The 15,288-nt window shown below is 68.7% G+C and carries 14 protein-coding genes and 1 tRNA gene; 12 read left to right on the forward strand and 3 right to left on the reverse strand.

The window, feature by feature from the left end; genetic code table 11:
- Window positions 1–8 precede the first annotated feature (8 nt).
- The 9 genes from mfd to H507_RS0104465 all read left to right on the forward strand — a co-directional run bounded on the left by mfd (window position 9) and on the right by H507_RS0104465 (window position 9,905).
- Complete coding sequence (mfd, locus tag H507_RS14685; protein WP_022909509.1) at window positions 9–3,668, forward strand: transcription-repair coupling factor; 3,660 nt, start codon at window positions 9–11, stop codon at window positions 3,666–3,668.
- Window positions 3,669–3,750: 82 nt separating this feature from the next.
- Window positions 3,751–4,284, forward strand: a complete 534-nt coding sequence (locus tag H507_RS0104430) for a hypothetical protein (RefSeq protein WP_169512680.1) — start codon at window positions 3,751–3,753, stop codon at window positions 4,282–4,284.
- Window positions 4,285–4,297: 13 nt separating this feature from the next.
- Window positions 4,298–4,921 carry a nucleoside triphosphate pyrophosphohydrolase gene (locus H507_RS0104435; RefSeq protein WP_022909511.1) on the forward strand — a complete coding sequence of 208 codons (624 nt, stop codon included), beginning with the start codon at window positions 4,298–4,300 and terminating at the stop codon, window positions 4,919–4,921.
- Window positions 4,922–4,982: 61 nt separating this feature from the next.
- Window positions 4,983–5,993 carry an LLM class flavin-dependent oxidoreductase gene (locus tag H507_RS0104440; RefSeq protein ID WP_022909512.1) on the forward strand — a complete coding sequence of 337 codons (1,011 nt, stop codon included), beginning with the start codon at window positions 4,983–4,985 and terminating at the stop codon, window positions 5,991–5,993.
- A gap of 96 nt (window positions 5,994–6,089) precedes the next feature.
- A complete protein-coding gene (eno, locus tag H507_RS0104445) occupies window positions 6,090–7,370 on the forward strand; it encodes a phosphopyruvate hydratase (RefSeq protein ID WP_022909513.1) in 1,281 nt (426 codons plus the stop codon).
- A gap of 230 nt (window positions 7,371–7,600) precedes the next feature.
- Window positions 7,601–8,284, forward strand: coding sequence for an FtsB family cell division protein (locus tag H507_RS0104450; protein ID WP_169512681.1), 684 nt, complete (start codon window positions 7,601–7,603; stop codon window positions 8,282–8,284).
- A gap of 87 nt (window positions 8,285–8,371) precedes the next feature.
- On the forward strand, window positions 8,372–8,914 hold the full coding sequence (locus H507_RS14690) for a DUF501 domain-containing protein (RefSeq protein ID WP_051139693.1): 543 nt from the start codon (window positions 8,372–8,374) through the stop codon (window positions 8,912–8,914).
- Complete coding sequence (locus H507_RS0104460) at window positions 8,911–9,819, forward strand: Ppx/GppA phosphatase family protein (RefSeq protein WP_022909516.1); 909 nt, start codon at window positions 8,911–8,913, stop codon at window positions 9,817–9,819. The genes H507_RS14690 and H507_RS0104460 overlap by 4 nt, the downstream gene beginning before the upstream one ends.
- 12 nt (window positions 9,820–9,831) lie before the next feature.
- Window positions 9,832–9,905, forward strand: a tRNA-Leu gene (locus H507_RS0104465).
- A gap of 43 nt (window positions 9,906–9,948) precedes the next feature.
- Here H507_RS0104465 and H507_RS0104470 read toward each other — a convergent pair.
- Window positions 9,949–10,554 (reverse strand): TetR/AcrR family transcriptional regulator, encoded by a 606-nt coding sequence (locus H507_RS0104470; RefSeq protein WP_022909517.1) that lies wholly within the window; start codon window positions 10,552–10,554, stop codon window positions 9,949–9,951.
- Window positions 10,555–10,799: 245 nt separating this feature from the next.
- On the opposite strand from H507_RS0104470, the gene H507_RS0104475 reads away from it, so the two are divergent.
- Window positions 10,800–11,822, forward strand: a complete 1,023-nt coding sequence (locus H507_RS0104475; protein ID WP_022909518.1) for an NADP-dependent oxidoreductase — start codon at window positions 10,800–10,802, stop codon at window positions 11,820–11,822.
- A gap of 218 nt (window positions 11,823–12,040) precedes the next feature.
- Window positions 12,041–12,928, forward strand: coding sequence for a Bax inhibitor-1/YccA family protein (locus tag H507_RS0104480; RefSeq protein ID WP_022909519.1), 888 nt, complete (start codon window positions 12,041–12,043; stop codon window positions 12,926–12,928).
- A gap of 71 nt (window positions 12,929–12,999) precedes the next feature.
- On the opposite strand, the gene H507_RS0104485 is transcribed toward H507_RS0104480, so the two are convergent.
- Together H507_RS0104485 and H507_RS17620 are read right to left on the reverse strand one after the other, a co-directional pair.
- Window positions 13,000–13,362 carry an iron chaperone gene (locus H507_RS0104485; RefSeq protein WP_022909520.1) on the reverse strand — a complete coding sequence of 121 codons (363 nt, stop codon included), beginning with the start codon at window positions 13,360–13,362 and terminating at the stop codon, window positions 13,000–13,002.
- Between the two features lie 21 nt (window positions 13,363–13,383).
- Window positions 13,384–14,013, reverse strand: coding sequence for an NUDIX hydrolase (locus H507_RS17620; protein ID WP_084707682.1), 630 nt, complete (start codon window positions 14,011–14,013; stop codon window positions 13,384–13,386).
- 271 nt (window positions 14,014–14,284) lie between these two features.
- On the opposite strand from H507_RS17620, the gene ypfJ reads away from it, so the two are divergent.
- A complete protein-coding gene (gene ypfJ / locus H507_RS0104500; RefSeq protein WP_022909522.1) occupies window positions 14,285–15,148 on the forward strand; it encodes a KPN_02809 family neutral zinc metallopeptidase in 864 nt (287 codons plus the stop codon).
- Window positions 15,149–15,288 lie beyond the last annotated feature (140 nt).

Genomic DNA, 15,288 nt, shown 5'->3' on the forward strand with positions numbered 1-15,288 from the left:
CTCTTCCGGTGACTCTGCACGGGCTGGTTGACCTTCTCGCTTCAGATCCGGGGCTCTCTCGCGCCCTCGATCGGGCACGCCGTCGCACCCGCCCGTCAGGGGAAGGGACGCGTGCAGGTCAACGGGGGAGCACCCTCGACCTCACCACCCCGCCCTCCTCGCGGCCGGCGATCGCCGCCCTCCTGGCCAGCCAGACCGACCGGATGATCCTGCTGGTGACGTCGACCTTCCGGGAGGCCGAGGAACTGGTGACCACCCTCGGTTCCTGGCTGAGCGAGGACGAGATCGCCTACTTCCCCGCCTGGGAGACCCTGCCCCACGAGCGACTGAGCCCCCGCTCCGACACGGTCGGCCGACGACTCGAGGTGCTGCGTCGCATCAGCGGCGCCGGGGGAGGGGAACGAGGGGAGTTGCCGCCGCCGAAGGTGGTCGTGGCGCCCATCCGCTCGGTGCTTCAACCCCAGACCAAGGGGCTGGCCGAGTTGGCACCCGTGACACTCGAGGTGGGTGCCGACGTCGAGATCGGCGAGCTGGTCCAAGCCCTCGTGAACGCCGCGTACAACCGGGTCGACCTCGTGGAGCGCCGAGGCGAATTCGCCGTCAGGGGTGGCATCGTCGACATCTTCCCGCCCCGCGCCGAACACCCCGTGCGCGTCGACTTCTTCGGCGACACCATCGAGGAGATCCGTTCGTTCACGGTCGCCGACCAGCGTTCCTCGGACAAGACCCACCAGTCCATCCAGGCCGATCCCTGCCGCGAACTCCTGCTGACCCCCGAGGTGAGGGCGCGGGCGAAGGCGCTCATTCCGGATCATCCGGAGCTCTCCGAACTGCTCGAGAAGATCTCCGAGGGCCACTACGTCGAAGGCATGGAGGCGCTCACCCCGGCGCTGGTCGACGGGCTCGAACTGTTGGTCGAGGTGTTGCCCGCCGATGCCATGGTGCTGGTCAGCGACCCCGAACTGGTGCGCACCCGAGCCGTCGAACTGGTCAAGACCAGCCGGGAGTTCCTCAACGCTGGCTGGTCGGCGGCCGCCGGCGGTGGGCGCGCCCCGATCGACCTGGGCTCGTCCGCCTACCGCGCCCTGAGTGAGGTTCGCCGGGTGGCCTTGGATCGCGGGCAGTCGTGGTGGTCCTTGTCGCCGTTCGCGTCGGGGCCCGCCGAGGAGGCTGAGCCCTACTACGCCGAGGACGGCAGCGTCGTCGACTTCTCCGCCGCCCTGGACTCGTCCGAACTGGGCCCCGACCACGTCGAGTCGATGACGCTCGACTTCGAGGCGATCGACCCTTGGCGCGGAGACGTCGAGGGTGCGGTGCTGGCCATGAAGCACACCGTGGGCGAGGGCTGGCGGGTCGTGCTCACCGTCGAGGGTCATGGCCTGGGGCAACGCATGGCCGAGGTGCTGCGTGAGCACGAACTCGCGGCAACCGTGGTCGAATCGTTGGACGAGGAACCGCCCGCCGGGTTGGTCACGATCGTGCCGGGACAGCAGCGCCACGGTTTCCGCGCCACGGCACTCAAGCTGGCGCTGTTCACGACCGGTGACCTGGCCGCCCAGCAGGTGGCCGACAAGTCCCAGCGGCGGATGCCGAGCCGGCGCAAGAACCAGATCGAGCCACTCGAGCTGCGGGCCGGAGACCCGATCGTTCACGAGCAGCACGGCGTCGGTCGCTATGTCGAGATGGTGACCCGCACCGCTGGCGGGTCGACGCGCGAGTACCTGGTCATCGAGTACGCGCCATCGAAGCGCGGCCAGCCCGGCGACCGTCTCTACGTGCCCATGGACCAGCTCGATCTCGTCACCCGATATGTCGGTGGGGAGGCTCCCGCCCTCGACCGGATGGGCGGCGCCGACTGGCGTGCCCGCAAGACGCGCGCGCGGAAGGCGGTCCGTGAGATCGCCGCAGAGCTGATCAAGCTCTACGCCGCCCGTCAGGCGAGCAGGGGGTTCGCGTTCTCGGCCGACACCCAGTGGCAGCGCGAGCTGGAGGACAACTTCGCCTACGTCGAGACACCGGACCAGCTGGGCACCCTCGCCGAGGTCAAGACCGACATGGAGCGGATCGTGCCCATGGACCGGCTGGTCTGCGGCGACGTCGGTTACGGCAAGACCGAGATCGCGGTGCGCGCAGCGTTCAAGGCGGTGCAGGACGGCAAGCAGGTCGCGGTCCTGGTGCCGACCACGCTGCTGGTCACCCAGCACACCCAGACCTTCACCGATCGCTATGCGGGATTCCCCGTGAACGTGCAGGCCTTGTCAAGGTTCCAGTCCGACACGGAGGCGAAGGTCGTCCGCGAAGGACTGAAGTCGGGCAAGGTCGACGTCGTGGTGGGCACCCACCGCCTTCTCGGTTCCGAGATCGAGTTCAAGGACCTCGGGCTGGTGATCATCGACGAGGAGCAGCGCTTCGGGGTCGAGCACAAGGAGGCGCTGAAGAAGCTGCGGCTCAACGTCGACGTGCTGTCGATGTCGGCCACGCCGATCCCGCGAACCCTCGAGATGTCGATCACCGGACTACGGGAGATGAGCGTCATCGCCACCCCGCCCGAGGAGCGGCACCCGGTGCTCACCTTCGCCGGCCCTTACGACGAGGGCCAGGTGGTCGCTGCGATCAGGCGCGAACTGGCACGCGAGGGGCAGGTCTTCTTCCTGCACAACCGGGTGCAGTCCATCGAGAAGACCGCCAAGCGCATCCGCGAACTCGTGCCCGAGGCCAGGGTTGCCACCGCCCACGGTCAGATGGGTGAGGCGAGACTCGAGCAGGTGATGCAGGACTTCTGGGAGCGTCGCGCCGATGTGCTCGTCTGCACCACCATCGTCGAGGCGGGACTCGACATCTCGTCGGCGAACACCCTGATCATCGACCGCTCCGACCTGATGGGTCTCTCCCAGCTCCACCAGATCCGTGGACGAGTGGGCCGCTCCCGCGAACGCGGCTACGCCTACTTCCTCTATCCCCCCGACAAGCCACTCACCGAGGCGGCCCACGACCGGCTGTCGACGATGGCGGCGCACACCGATCTGGGGGCAGGCATGGCGATCGCCATGAAGGACCTCGAGATCCGTGGGGCCGGCAACCTGCTCGGCGGCGAGCAGTCGGGTCACATCGCCGACGTCGGCTTCGACCTCTACATCAGGCTGGTCGGCGAGGCGGTCTCGATGTTCCGAGGTGAGGACGTCGCCGACGAGGTCGAGATGCGCATCGAACTGCCCATCGACGCCCACCTGCCCACCGACTACGTCGAGTCGGAGCGGCTCAGGCTCGAGATGTACAAGCGGCTGGCCGAGGTCTCGTCCGAGAACGACATCGCCGAGGTCAGCGCCGAACTCGTCGATCGCTACGGCGAGTTCGGGGCGCCGGTGCAGGCGCTGCTCGAGGTGGCGCGGTTCCGGTTGCAGTGCCAGGCGGCCGGGGTCACCGAGGTCGTCGCCCAAGGGCCGTACATCCGGTTCAGCCCGGCCGCCATCCTGGACTCGCGCCTCGTGCGGCTCCAGCGGATGTACCCCGGGGCGAAGTACAAGCCCGACCAGAACGTGATCCTGGTGCCGCGGCCTCGCACCGAGGCCGTCACCGGCGCGTACATCGAGGACCGCGACCTGCTCGAGTGGGCCTCCACCTTCGTTGACCTGATCTACGCGCCCGCCCCGGCCGCCAGCTCAGCCTGACCGCGCGGCTCGGGTCGGTTCGGGCACTTCGCCGGCCTCGGTAGGGTGGCGGGCGACAGTTGGTCGAGACGATGGGATGACGATGGAACGAAACCGAGTGCGGTCGTGGGTGCGGGTCGGAGCAGCGGCGGCGGCCGGGGTGGCGCTGCTGGGGGCGTGCTCCTCGCAGCCCTCGGTGGCCATGAAGGTCGGCGACAACCAGATCTCGGTGCGCCAGGTGGACGATGCCGCCGACGCCTGCGCCTCGGCCTTCCCCAATGACCCCATCGGCGACATCCGCTCGGTCGTCGCCAACGGCCTCTACGGGGCTGCCCTCTCCGACGTCCTGTCGGCGAGCGGCACGACCGTGGCCGATGCCGACGTGAACGCCAGCCTGGACAGCCTCGGGGCCAAGAACCTCGACCCGGAGTGCCGCAACACGTTGAAGGGTGTGCTGCAGGCCCGCATGCTGGTCGAGAAGCTGGGTGCCGAGAAGACCGCCTCCCTGCTCCAGCACGTCGACATCACCGTCAACCCGGCCATCGGGGACGTGAACTCCTCCCGCACCGAGATCCAGGCCACGTCGGGCTCGTTGTCCTCCCTGGGCCGGGTCTTCGGGCAGCCCACCGGCCAGTGAGCAGGCACGGCCAGTGAGCGGGGAGGCCGGCTCGTCCCAACTGCTGCGCCTGGTCGAGGTGATGGTACGCCTGCGTCGGGACTGCCCGTGGGACGCCCAGCAGACCCACCGGAGCCTGGTCACCTACCTCGTGGAGGAGACCGGCGAGGTGGTCGACGCCATCGAGACCGGCGATGACGCCGATCTGGTCGAGGAACTGGGTGACCTGCTGCTGCAGGTCTACTTCCACGCCCAGATCGCCTCGGGGGAGGGACGCTTCACCCTCGAGGACGTCGCCCGAGGCATCAGCGACAAGTTGGTGCAGCGCCACCCGCACGTCTTCGGTGACGACGAGGTGCCGGCCGACCTGCACGCCACCTGGGAGGCGCGGAAGAAGGCCGAGAAGGGACGAACCTCAGCCCTCGACGGCATCGCCGACTCGCTCTCGGTGATCGCCCGCACCACCAAGGTCGCCTCCCGGACGAGGAACCATCACGTGCCGATCGACCTGCCCACCGAACCCGTCACGTCGGACGAGGTGGGTACCGCCATCGTCGACCTCGTGCTGCGAGCACAGGCATCGGGTGTGGACGCCGACCAGGCCACCAGGGATGCCCTGAGAGCTCTCGAGGCGAGGGTCCGCGCGGCCGAGGCCTGAGACACCACGCTCTGCGCGAACCGGTGCCGACTCCCGTCCCGCCCGCGGATAGCGTCGAGCCATGACCGCCGTGCCTCTCTCCGTCCTCGACCTCGCCGGGGTCTCCACCGGCCAGACCAGCGCCGACGCGCTCCACGGTTCCATCCGGGTGGCACAAGCGGTCGACGATGCCGGCTTCGACCGCTTCTGGGTGGCCGAGCACCACAACACGCTGACGGTGGCCTCGACCAGTCCGCCGGTGTTGATGGCGACCCTGGCCGAGCGCACCTCCCGCATCCGGATCGGTTCCGGCGGTGTGATGCTGCCCAACCACGCTCCCTTGGTGGTGGCCGAGCAGTTCGCACTGCTCGAGGCCCTGCACCCGGGACGCATCGACCTGGGCATCGGACGAGCCCCCGGAACGGACCAGTTCACCGCCCAGGCGTTGCGCCGCAGCCCCGACGGGCTCTCGGTCGAGGACTTCCCCACCCACGTGCTCCAGGTGATGGCCTGGCTGGGTGACAACAGGCTCAAGGATGACCCGTTGGTCAGCCGCCTGGTCGCGACCCCTTCGCTGTCCACCTCGCCCGAGGTGTGGCTGCTGGGGTCGTCCGGCTACTCGGCCCAACTGGCGGGCATGGTGGGGCTGCGTTACTGCTACGCCCACCATTTCGGTGGCATGGACCCGGTCACCGTCTTCGAGCTCTACAGGTCGCGTTTCGAGGCCTCCCCGGCGCTCGCCGAGCCCCACGCGATGCTGGCCACCTCGGTGCTGACCGCCGACGATGCGGAGACGGCCGACTACCTGGCAGGCCCGGCGCGGGTGATGTGGCAGGGCATCCGGACGAACCGTCGCGAACCGATCGTCTCGCCCGAGGAGGCGGCCCGGCGCGACAGCACGCAGCTGGACGAACTGCTGCTCTCGCAGATGCCGGCCGTGAAGTTCATCGGCACCCATGACGACGTGGTGGAGCGGGTCAGGGAACTGGTCAAGGTCACCGGGGTGCAGGAACTGATGCTGACGGCCACCACCTTCGACCCGCAGACCAAGATCGACAGCTTCACCGCCTTCGCCGAGCGGTGGCGCGCATGAACTGTGCGTGACCAACTGCCACACCCCGGCACGGCGGTCGAGCGCCCGGCGGTAGGCTCAGCACCGACCACACCATCAGTGAAAGGTTGAGCCCACATGGCGCTTATCGAATTCGTCCACGCTCGCGAGATCCTCGACTCGCGTGGCAACCCGACCGTCGAGGTCGAGGTCATCCTTGAAGACGGCGCGCAGGGGCGTGCCGCTGTTCCGTCCGGTGCATCGACCGGTGCCTTCGAGGCCGCCGAACTGCGTGACGGCGACAAGAAGCGCTACCTCGGCAAGGGTGCCACCAAGGCCGTCGAGAACGTCGTCGAGACCCTGGCCGAAGAGGTGCTCGGCTTCGACGCCGCTGACCAGCGCAGCCTCGACCAAGCCATGATCGAGCTCGACGGCACCGACAACAAGTCCAAGCTCGGCGCCAACGCCATCCTCGGCGTCTCGCTGGCCGTGGCCCACGCCGCCGCCGACTCCGCCGACCTGCCGCTCTACAAGTACCTGGGCGGGCCCACCGCCAACGTGCTGCCCGTGCCGATGATGAACATCCTCAACGGTGGCTCCCACGCCGACTCCAATGTCGACATCCAGGAGTTCATGATCGCCCCTATCGGCGCCGAGACCTTCGCCGAGGCCGTCCGCATCGGCGCCGAGGTCTACCACAACCTCAAGAGCGTGCTGAAGTCGAAGGGCCTGGCCACCGGTCTGGGCGACGAGGGCGGTTTCGCCCCCAACCTCGACTCCAACCGCGCCGCCCTCGACCTGATCGTCGAGGCCATCAAGGGCGCCGGCTACACCCCCGGCAAGGAGGTCGCGCTCGCGCTCGACGTCGCCGCCTCGGAATTCTACGAGAACGGCTCCTACACCTTCGAGCGCGCCGCCAAGTCGTCCGACGAGATGATCGCCTACTACTCCGAACTGGTCGACGCGTACCCGCTGGTCTCGATCGAGGACCCGCTGAACGAGGAGGACTGGGAGGGCTGGGCCAAGATGAACGCGGCCCTCGGCGAGAAGGTGCAGCTGGTCGGCGACGACCTGTTCGTCACCAACGTCACCCGCCTGCAGCGCGGTATCGACGAGAAGGCCGCGAACTCGATGCTGGTGAAGGTCAACCAGATCGGTTCGCTCACCGAGACCATCGACGCCGTCAGCCTCGCCCACCGCAGCGGCTTCACCACCATGATGAGCCACCGTTCCGGTGAGACCGAGGACGTCACCATCGCCGACCTGGTCGTGGCGCTGGGCTGTGGCCAGATCAAGTCCGGTGCCCCCGCCCGCACCGAGCGTGTGGCCAAGTACAACCAGCTCATGCGCATCGAGGAAGACCTGGACGACGCCGCCACCTACGCCGGCGCCAAGGCCTTCCCTCGCTTCAAGGGCTGAGGGTTCCAAGGGCTGAGGGTTCAAGCCTGATGGTTCAAGGTTGGGGGCCTCCAGGCTTGGGGCCTCCAAGCCTGAGACCTGAACGCCCATGACAGGGGACGAGACCGCAAGGTCTCGTCCCCTTCGTCCTTCCCCCGTCGTGGGCCCGGAGCCAAACGGCCGCGGCACAATCGGGCCGTCCCCGGTGGGGGCTGACCGGTTGGCCCCGCAACGTGGGGCAGACTGGCCCGGTGAGCCCTTCCCCCTCCCATCGTTCGTCGCGCGCCTCCGGCACGGGGCGTGGGAGCGACACGCCGCGCGCCAGGGCGGCGGTCCGGCGCGGTCAACGGGCCATCAGCGGTCAACCCAGGTCTCCCAGCAGCGCGCCTCGTCCCGACACCCGCGAGATGTCCCGTCCACGGGAGCCGCAGCCCCGTGCCGCCCAGACCGCACGTCGTCTGGTGGGACTGGGATGGCTGCAACGGCTGGCGGCGGTGCTCGTGGTGATGGGCATGCTCGCCATCCCGTACGGGTCGAGCCTGAGCGTGTACCTGCGTCAGGAACGCGAGATGGTGCAGGCCCGGCAGCAGATCGCCGAGAGCCAGGCCAGCATCGGTTCCCTGCAGGACGAGATCGACCGCTGGAACGACCCCAACTATGTCAAGGCGCAGGCCAGGAGTCGGCTCGGATGGGTGGTTCCCGGTGAGACGGGCTACCGCGTGATCGGCGCCGACGGCAAGCCACTGGGCACGGACACGCAGATCGACAAGGAGGGCGCGCTACCCTCCGACGAGCACCACCAGGTGTGGTGGGAGCGCCTGTCGGGCTCGATGAAGGCCGCTGACCAGCCGGCTCCCAAGGACGGTGAGGCGACCCCGTCTGCGCCCATCACGATCAAGCCGACCGACAGCCCCTCGCCCACGCCGAAACGCTGACCCGGACCGGTGCGGCAGAATGACCCCGTGCCAGATCCTCGATCCACCGCTCTCACCACGCCAGTCGACGGCCTCACCGTCGAGCCCATGACCGATGCCGACCTGGCCTCGATCACCGAGCAACTCGGACGAGAGCCCCGTGGAGTGGTCGGCATCGCGTGGCGGTGCACCTGCGGTCGTCCGGGCGTGGTGGTCACCGAACCACGCCTTCCCAACGGCACACCGTTCCCGACCACCTACTACCTCACCTGCTCGAGGCTGGCATCGGCGATCGGCACCCTCGAGGCGAGCGGGCTGATGGCCGAGATGAGCGAGCGACTGCTGGCCGACGAGGCTCTGGCTGCGAACTACCGGTCGGCCCACGAGTCCTACCTGGCCGACCGGGACGCCGTGGCGGAACGGTCCGGACTGGGCGAGGTCCCCGAGATCCGCGGCATCTCCGCCGGTGGCATGCCCACCCGGGTCAAGTGCTTGCACGTGCTGGCCGCGCACTCCCTGGCCAAGGGTGAGGGGGTCAACCTGCTGGGCGACGAGACCGTCGTCCGGTTGGCGGACTTCTTCGCCCGGCACACGGCGGACGACACCGACCAGTCCCGGTCGTTGGGTGCGACCGCGGAGGACCGCTCATGAGGGTGGGGGCCATCGACTGCGGTACCAACTCCATCCGCCTGCTCGTGCTCGAGTCCGATGGCGGTGAGGTGGCCGAACTTGCACGCCGCACCACCATGGTGAGGCTGGGGCAGGGCGTGGACGCCACCGGTGAGTTCCACGCCGATGCGCTCGCTCGAACGTTCGCAGCCTGCGAGGACTACGCCGCGATCATCTCCGAACTGGGTGGGGTCGAGCGCCTCCGTTTCGTCGCCACCTCCGCCGCGCGAGATGCCCACAATCGCGAACTGTTCTTCGCCGGGGTCGAGCAGCGCCTCGGGGTGCGTCCCGAGATCGCCTCCGGCGACGAGGAGGCCCGACTGAGTTACACCGGAGCCGCCGCCGGCATCCCGGACGCGGTCGATCCCGTGCTGGTGATCGACATCGGCGGGGGATCGACCGAGCTGATCCGTGGTTCCGGGGGGCGAATCGAGGCCGGGCAGTCACTCGACATGGGCGCGGTGCGGCTGCGGGAGCGGTTCCTGCGCGACGACCCGCCCACGTCGGCTCAGATCGACGAGGCCGGTGCCTACGTGAATTCGCTGCTGGACGACTGCCACGTCGACCTGCGGGGAATCCGGACGTGGGTGGGGGTGGCCGGCACGGTCACCACCATGGCCGGCGTGCACCTGGGACTGCCCCGCTACGACCGACGGCTCGTCCATCACTCCGTGCTCGACCGGGACACCATCGACGAGGTGGCCGAGCGGTGGCTCACCTCGACCGTCGAGCAGGTGCGAGCCGAGCCCTCGATGCACCCGCAGCGGGCCGAGATCATCTGCGCCGGGGGGCTCATCCTGCGCGAGATCAGCCACCGGGTGGGGGTGTCGCTGGTGGTGAGTGAGTCTGACATTCTTGACGGGATCGCGGCCAGCTTGTTGGCCTGAGCCGCGCGCCACGCCCCCGTGGCCCAACTGGCAGAGGCAGGCGGCTTAAACCCGCCAGAGTGCGGGTTCGAATCCCGCCGGGGGCACCGGACACACGACGCCCCCACCGCGCCCGGGAGGGCGGGCCGGTCAGGCAGGCGCGACCTGTTCGGCGGCTTGGGCAGCGATGAGTCCCCGCGCGGAGTCGAGCGCACCGGCGGCGTACTCGGGGTTGATGCGGACGAGGGCGAAGGCCGTGATGACGTGGCTGGTGCAGGCGTCGGCCAAACTCGCCTGGGCGGAGGGGGACAGGTGCGGGAATCGCGCCCGGATGCCTGCCGTGAGCGCGGACCGCAGTTCGGCGGTGTAGGCGCTGATGGTCTGCGAGACGGCGTCGTCGTGGGCGATCGGGGCGCTTGCGGTGTTGACGAGCAGACAGCCACTGGTGGCGGGAAGGGTCCCCGCCCGCAGCAGTGCGGCGCGGAGTCCGACCAGGTACTCGTCGAGCGCTTCGGGTGCGACTGCGGCGCCGGTCAGCGGCTGGAGTCGCGGGCGGACGACTTCGTCCAGGTAACTCTCGACTGCCGCGTCGAACAGGCCGCGCTTGGAGCCGAAGGCGTGGTAGATGCTCGATCGGCTCAACCCGGTGGCGCGCTCGAGGTCGGGCAGCGATGCGCCCTCGTACCCGTGTTGCCAGAACACCCCGCGGGCGGCGCGGATCGCCTCGGCGGTGTCGAATGTCTGCCTGCGTCCCATGCCATCCTCCGGTTTGCGTACTGACCGTTCCAGTATATTCTGGATCAGTCAGTCCGCAATCCGCGGTGTGCTCGTCTCGCCGGTGTCGCTCGCTGGTCGCCGCCTCAGTCGTCCTGCTGCTCTCCAGCCCCGGCACGGCCTCCGCCCCGCTGAAGCAGGGGGGTCATCCCCGCGCTCGGCGTGCTGGCCCTGGCCCTCGGCCTCGCCCTCTGACAGACACACCTCATCGATTCAGGAAGCCCCACATGTCACAGACCACCAGTACCCAGATCCAACTCATCGCCCGGCCGCAGGGCTGGCCCACGCACGAGGACTTCCGCACCGTCACGGTCGAGTACGGTGACCTGCAACCCGGCCAGGTGATGGTGCGCAACGCCTTCGTCTCCGTCGACCCCTACATGCGGGGGCGGATGAACGACGTCAGGAGCTACACGCCACCGTTCGCGCTCGGCGAGACCATGACCGGTGGCGCGATCGGACATGTCATCGAGTCCGCCGCAGACGCCCTGCCGGTCGGAACCCTCGTGCAGCACGACCTGGGCTGGCGTGACATCGCCCAGGCCGATGCCGGGGCCTTCCGCGCCGTGCCCGACCTGCCCGGGGTGCCGCTCTCGCTGCGGCTCGGGATCCTCGGCATGACAGGCCTGACCGGCTACGTCGGTCTCACCGCGATCGCCGGGATGAAGGAGGGGGACGCCGTGTTCGTCTCCGGTGCTGCGGGTGCGGTCGGCACCGCCGCTGGGCAGATCGCTCGGCTGCTCGGAGCCAGGCGCGTGATCGGATCGGCCGGTTCTCCCGAGAAGGTCGCGCTGTTGACCGGGAAGTACGGCTACGACGCCGCGTTCAACTACAAGGACGGCCCGGTGCGCCAGCAGCTGCCCGCCCTCGCCCCCGAGGGGGTGGACGTCTACTTCGACAACGTCGGAGGGGAGCACCTGGAAGCCGCCCTGGACGTCATGAACGACGGCGGCAGGGTCGCGCTCTGCGGAGTGATCAGCACCCTCAACACCGCCGACAAGGCGGCCGGCCCCGACAACATGTCGAACATCATCACCCGCGGGCTGACCCTCAAGGGCTTCACCCTCGGTGGCTACCTGAACCTTGCCCCGGAGTTCTCCCAGCGCATGACCGACTGGTTCAGCGCAGGAAAGATCGCCCACGACGAGACCATCGTCGAGGGCATCGAGAACGCTGTTGATGCCTTCCTCGACATGATGCGCGGCGCCAACACCGGAAAGATGCTCGTCCGTATCGCTCCGGAGGCCTGACCCTCCTCCTGGTACACACGGGCTCCCGTGCGCCGAGGCGTCCGGTCCTGACCGCTGCGGTCAGCGGCCGGGCGCCACGCCGGGAGGGTCATCAGGGCACGGGGTTGTCAGGGCTCGGGATTGTCAGTTCAGGGGATCAGGGTCGAGTCAGGGTGAGCCGCGGCAGGGGCAATGCCGTGCTGGCTACACTGGGAGCGGATCACCTTCAGGAGGCGACAATGGGCAATCCCATCTTCAACCGCTCTGGCTTCTTCAACGGCCAGCAGCCTGCACCAGTGCCGGTGCAGCCCCAGCAGTACGGGCAGAACCCCTATCCCCAGCAGTACAGCCAGCAGCAGTACGGCCAGCAGTCCTACGGGCAGCAGCCCTACGGGCAGAACCCCTACCAGCAGCAGTACGGCCAGCAGCCGAACCAGTACGAGCAGTTCCAGCCGCAGGCGCAGGCCGGCACCAAGCTGATGACGCTGGACGACGTCATCACCAAGACGGCGATCTCGCTGATCATGGTGGCTGGGGTGGCCGCCGTCGCCTACCTGATGCTGCCCTTGGCCTTCGTCTTCCCGGCCCTGATCGCCTCGAGCCTGCTGGGTCTGGTGACGGTGTTCATCGTCAGCGCCCGGCGCACGGTCAGCCCGGTGGGGTTGTTCGTCTACGCCATCGTCGAGGGCGTCTTCGTGGGTGCCTTCACCAAGGTGTTCGAGTACCAGTACCCCGGTATCGCCACCCAGGCCGTGCTCGCCACCTTCGTGGTGGCCGGTGTCACCCTGGCTGCGTACAAGTTCTTCAACATCCGGGTGACGCCGAAGTTCCGTCGCATGGTCTTCATCGCCACCGCCGCGTTCGCGGTGCTGATGCTGGGCAACTTCGTCTTCAGCCTGATCAGCGGTTCGGCCGGCATGCGCGGAGGGGCCCTGGGGCTGCTCGTGGCCGTCGTCGCGTGTGGGCTCGCCGTGATGAACCTGGTCACCGACTTCGACTACGTCGAGCGTGGCATCGCGAGCCGGGCCCCGGCGTCCGAGTCGTGGCGCGCAGCGCTGGGCATCACCGTCACCATGGTCTGGCTCTACACCGAACTGCTGCGCATCCTGTCGTACTTCCGCCGCTGAACCTGCCCTCGGGCACTCCGCACGGACGATCCGGCCCCCACCCCTCCAGGGTGGGGGCCGTTGTCGTCCGATCAGGCGGCGCCAAGTTCGGCGACCACGCGACGCAGCAGGTCGGTGGGCAGGGTGTCGTCCAACCCGAACCACAAGGTGCCCTTGCCGCGCACGTAGGGGGCAACCTCGCCGGCCAGGGCGTCGCTGTGCGGAACCGGATAGAGGGCCACGTGGTCCTTCCATCCCGAGACGAACACCCGGGCGCGCTTGCCGGGGATCGTCCGGTAGCCGACGATGCCGTAGGTCAGACACTCCTCGGCGTCGGGCAGCAGGTCACGCACCAACGACCTCAACTCGTCGAAGCGTGGACGAGCCCCGGGTGGCACCGACGCCACGTATTCGTCGACCGTCGTCGGCGCCTCGGACGACTCCGTGCTGCGCATGCCACGACCCTAGGACCAATCTCAGTTGGTCGGAACCCCTGCGGCGTACTTGTCGAGGATGGAGCGCGATCCCGCCGTCCACGGCAGTCGGCGCCAGCGCCACAGCGGCACCCACTCCGCTCGTTCGGTGGTGCCGTCGATGTCGATCACCTGGGGGTCGGTGGGGCTCTCGCAGGTGGCGGAGTAGAAGATGCGCAGGGCGTGGAAGTCCTCGAGCTGGCCGCTGGGGGCGCGTCCGATCCAGTGGTCGGACTGCAGGTCGAGCAGGTGGTTGATCCGCACCTCCTGGCCGGCTTCCTCCATCACTTCACGCACCAGCGCCTCGGCCGGCGACTCGCCTTCGTCGAGGCCCCCTCCGGGCAGCTGCCACAGTCCCGGGATCGCGGTGCGGTCGCTGCACTCGGTTCCCAGGATGCCGCGGTGGGAACGCACCACTGCGTAGGCGGCGATGCGCTGCCGAGGCACGGGCACCTCGTCCGGGGAGGTCCTCAGGTCGGGGTCAGCCGTGCGGTGCTTGACCTTGGGCGGACGAGACCGGGGTCCGCGCCTGGTGACCCGTCCGGTGATGACCACCTCGCCACCCACCACCTGGGCTGAGAAGAGGTTCTGCAGCACCCAGCCCTGGCGCCAGAGCACCTGACGGGGGTGCATGCCGTGGCCGATCTCGAGGCGCACCAGTTCCGGGGAACCTGGATTGGCAACGCCCACAATCTGCATCGATCCATCATGGCATCCCCGCAAGGGCGCTGGACGCACCACCATCGGCCGGGCGGGCCGCCGCAGACTCACCTGGCCCCCAGCACCAGCTGAATGCCCCGATCGCGGTCTGTTGGGAGCCGGAGGCCCTACGATGCTGACCTGTACGGCGTTGTCACACCGACCGACCCGGTCGGGAACAGGGCGCCCGCTCAGGAGGAGACCGATGGACTTCAAGTCGGATGCCAGGATCGACTCCGGTTCGGTTGGGGGTGCCAGTGGCGGCGGACGTGGCGGCGGTATCGCCGTCGGCGGAATCGGTGGCCTGATCATCGTGGTCATCGCCCTGTTCCTCGGCATCGACCCCAGCGCGATCCTGGGCGGTGGCTCGGGTCAGACCCAGCCGCAGGCCAGTTCCACCAACCAGTGCTCGACCGGCGCCGACGTGCAGCGGGACGCTGACTGCCGCTGGCCGGCGTACATGACCTCCCTGAACCAGTACTGGGGCAAGGCGGCGGGCGGCAACTTCCAGCCGCCGACGATGCTGAAGTTCTCCGGCTCCGTGAACACCGCCTGCGGGCAGGCCTCGTCCCAGGTCGGGCCGTTCTACTGCCCCGGTGACCAGAAGATCTACATCGACACCTCGTTCGTGCAGCAGTTGCTCGACCAGTTGGGAGCCCAGGGTGGCCCGGCCGCGGAGGCCTACATCGTGGCCCACGAGTACGGGCACCACATCGAGAACGTCACCGGCGTGCTCGAGAAGGCCCAGCACGACAAGTCGACCGGACCCACCTCGTCCGGGGTGAGGGTCGAGCTGATGGCTGACTGTTACGCGGGTGTCTGGTTCAACTTCGCCAACAAGGACGCCACCGACATCATCGAGAACATCACTCAGGACGACCTGAACCGCGTCGTCGACGCGGCCCGAGCCGTCGGCGACGACCACATCCAGTCGCAACAGGGTGGCGTGAACCCCGATGCCTGGACCCACGGCTCGTCCAAGATGCGCCAGTACTGGGTGCAGAAGGGGTTCCAGTCCGGAGACCCCAACCAGTGCGACACCTTCGCCACGGACAACCTGGGGCAGTGATCGCGGGCCGGTGAGGGGTGCCGTCGGGTGCCTTCACCGGCGCCTTTGGCCCGTGGCCGGAGGATCGAGTGCCTTGTTCCCCGTCGCACCTGCCCTCGTCCGACGCAGTTGCCCTCGTCCGGCGCAGTTGCCCTCGTCCG

The organism is Aestuariimicrobium kwangyangense DSM 21549 (assembly GCF_000421525.1).
In the GTDB taxonomy this organism is placed as follows: domain Bacteria; phylum Actinomycetota; class Actinomycetes; order Propionibacteriales; family Propionibacteriaceae; genus Aestuariimicrobium; species Aestuariimicrobium kwangyangense.

What these genes read in the sequence shown, in the direction of transcription:
- H507_RS0104430 (WP_169512680.1), top strand. Translation starts at nt 3,751, where the DNA reads ATGGAACGAAACCGAGTGCGGTCGTGGGTGCGGGTCGGAGCAGCGGCG.
- H507_RS0104440 (WP_022909512.1), top strand. Translation starts at nt 4,983, where the DNA reads ATGACCGCCGTGCCTCTCTCCGTCCTCGACCTCGCCGGGGTCTCCACC.
- eno (WP_022909513.1), top strand. Translation starts at nt 6,090, where the DNA reads ATGGCGCTTATCGAATTCGTCCACGCTCGCGAGATCCTCGACTCGCGT.
- H507_RS14690 (WP_051139693.1), top strand. Translation starts at nt 8,372, where the DNA reads ATGACCGATGCCGACCTGGCCTCGATCACCGAGCAACTCGGACGAGAG.
- H507_RS0104460 (WP_022909516.1), top strand. Translation starts at nt 8,911, where the DNA reads ATGAGGGTGGGGGCCATCGACTGCGGTACCAACTCCATCCGCCTGCTC.
- H507_RS0104470 (WP_022909517.1), bottom strand. Translation starts at nt 10,554, where the DNA reads ATGGGACGCAGGCAGACATTCGACACCGCCGAGGCGATCCGCGCCGCC.
- H507_RS0104475 (WP_022909518.1), top strand. Translation starts at nt 10,800, where the DNA reads ATGTCACAGACCACCAGTACCCAGATCCAACTCATCGCCCGGCCGCAG.
- H507_RS0104480 (WP_022909519.1), top strand. Translation starts at nt 12,041, where the DNA reads ATGGGCAATCCCATCTTCAACCGCTCTGGCTTCTTCAACGGCCAGCAG.
- H507_RS0104485 (WP_022909520.1), bottom strand. Translation starts at nt 13,362, where the DNA reads ATGCGCAGCACGGAGTCGTCCGAGGCGCCGACGACGGTCGACGAATAC.
- H507_RS17620 (WP_084707682.1), bottom strand. Translation starts at nt 14,013, where the DNA reads ATGCACCCCCGTCAGGTGCTCTGGCGCCAGGGCTGGGTGCTGCAGAAC.
- ypfJ (WP_022909522.1), top strand. Translation starts at nt 14,285, where the DNA reads ATGGACTTCAAGTCGGATGCCAGGATCGACTCCGGTTCGGTTGGGGGT.